Below are 1,975 nucleotides of genomic sequence, written 5' to 3'. Positions count from 1 at the left end.
GCTTGATCCCTCTAAAATCAATCGTGAATACTCCAGATCCACAATGGCTGAAACCACTGTTTTTACGTTGGTTTTGAAAACTTTGTGGTTTACTGATTATGTCCACTTTCTGTGAGAGGTAATTATGTCTTGCACATCTGAGAATCTAATTGATAAAGAGATTCAGGCATTTTCATCAGTGCAAGAATCTGTTTTTGAAGCTCGGACAGAGGCGTGATGAAGATGGTAGAATTGCTGAGGTGATAGAGAGTAAGGTGACAAAAAGCCTTGAGCATTCGCTCGGCAGATGGGCGATAAGTTTTTCGCTTTGGATTGCCATCATAAAGACCAGCCAGAGATTGTTGAGTTTGGTGGAGAGCCTGCCGGACTACAAACTCCATCAGGGTAAATACGCGCAAAGCTATGTTCAAGACGAACATCAAGCCTGTAATTCGGTCTTGGTTTTGGAAGTAAATAGGCAAGGCTGGCAAAGAACCTCTTTTAAAACGGTGAAACCCACGCTCTAAAAGCCACTCATCCCGGTAATATATGACGGCTTGTGGTAAGGTCAGTTGAGTGGTCGGCGCATTGGTAACATACAATCGCCATCCTGCCAAAGTTTCTGCTTCCTTAATCGCAGTATCAATCGGCTGAATATGAAGTTGAAGACATATCCTAGTCACGGACTCCGTTGGAGAGTTTTTTGATGGTCGTCCCCGTTTACAATTGCGAGTTTCTTGGATGATTTCTTCTGTGATAATTGTTGAGAAGAAATCGTTGACACGATAGCGCTTAAGAATGTTTTCTACTTTATGGGTGAGTTGCTCCCAGTCGTCCCCAGGTTTTGTTGCTAATTTATCCAGAGCAGTTCTTGCAGTCAAGATGCGTTGCTGTTGACCACGTATGGCAGATGCTGCAAGGCTTTGGGAATAAACTACCAAGTAACGTTCGTGCCAACGGATCAATTTGTTGGTTTCTTCCTTTAACCAAAACTTCCCTAACTCCACTTCAAAACCCTTCCCGACAGCACCTTCCTCTTCATCCTGACGAGGTAAACGAATATCCATTGTCTGCTTTGGTGGGTCAAGTACCCATTGCCTGAGATATAAGGGATGTTGCCCACTCATAGACACAGGAAAGCAATAAACACCTCCATTTGCTGCAATGGTAGCGCGAGTTGCAATTGCAGCAGCTTTACAATCAGCGATAAAGACAAATTTTTTGTGTCCAATTACTTTTACCATTTGTTGCCATGTTGGTAAATATAATGGGTCATCAGCTCCATTTCCTGACAGGGTGGCGCACACCAATGGCATTCCCATTGGATCGAGGGTTGCCAGTAATTGACGGTATTGCAACAAGTCTGGGCGAAAGTCTTTGGAATAGCCATAACGCAGTAGACTTTCTTCTGGGCAATCTACCTGTTGATGATTCACACTAAAACTACTTGTGTCTGCTCGCGCTACTAGAGTAGGTAATTCGTAGGCACGAATCAAATGCCGTCCCAACTTTACTTCTATTTCCTGCCTTGCCTCTGACTGCTTACCTAACTCTTCAACTACCCTTGCCAATCGGTCATCACTGGCATCTTTTTCCCCTATCGACCACCCCATACTTAACTCTAAAATCTTTCGGTGTGCTTCTACCCAGGGTTCCACAGCCGACAACCGATGGTCTGACTGGGTAATTATATATGTTAATAACAATACACTCAATTGTCCGTAGCTCAGTCCTTTGTGGTTTCCATGAGGTGGACTCAGCTTTTGGTCAATAAACTTGGCTATTTCCATCTTTTTTAGCCATTCCACTATCACGGGAATATCATCAATTCTTTCTGAATTAATTTTTACCTGCTCACTGACCACCATACGTATGCCCCTCTCCAACAGCATATCTTATAGACTAAAGGAATTTGGTGCACCATCAGCGATCGCCCTATTCCTTTCCCACGAAGGCATTAATTCCTCTCACCCTCACAAAATGAGCGAACGTACAG

Annotated in this window: 1 protein-coding gene; it reads right to left on the bottom strand. The window is 43.7% G+C overall.

Going from position 1 to position 1,975, the window contains the following annotated elements; genetic code table 11:
- Positions 1-122 precede the first annotated feature (122 nt).
- Entirely contained in the window at positions 123-1,847 is a 1,725-nt protein-coding gene (locus V7K42_RS16955) for an IS1634 family transposase (RefSeq protein ID WP_334918025.1), read from the bottom strand.
- Between the last annotated feature and the right edge of the window lie 128 nt (positions 1,848-1,975).

This window comes from Nostoc sp. (assembly GCF_036917455.1).
Classification (GTDB): Bacteria; Cyanobacteriota; Cyanobacteriia; order Cyanobacteriales; family Nostocaceae; genus Nostoc.
Note: the sequence above shows the minus strand (reverse complement) of the source record. Positions and strands in the feature narration are given on the sequence as shown.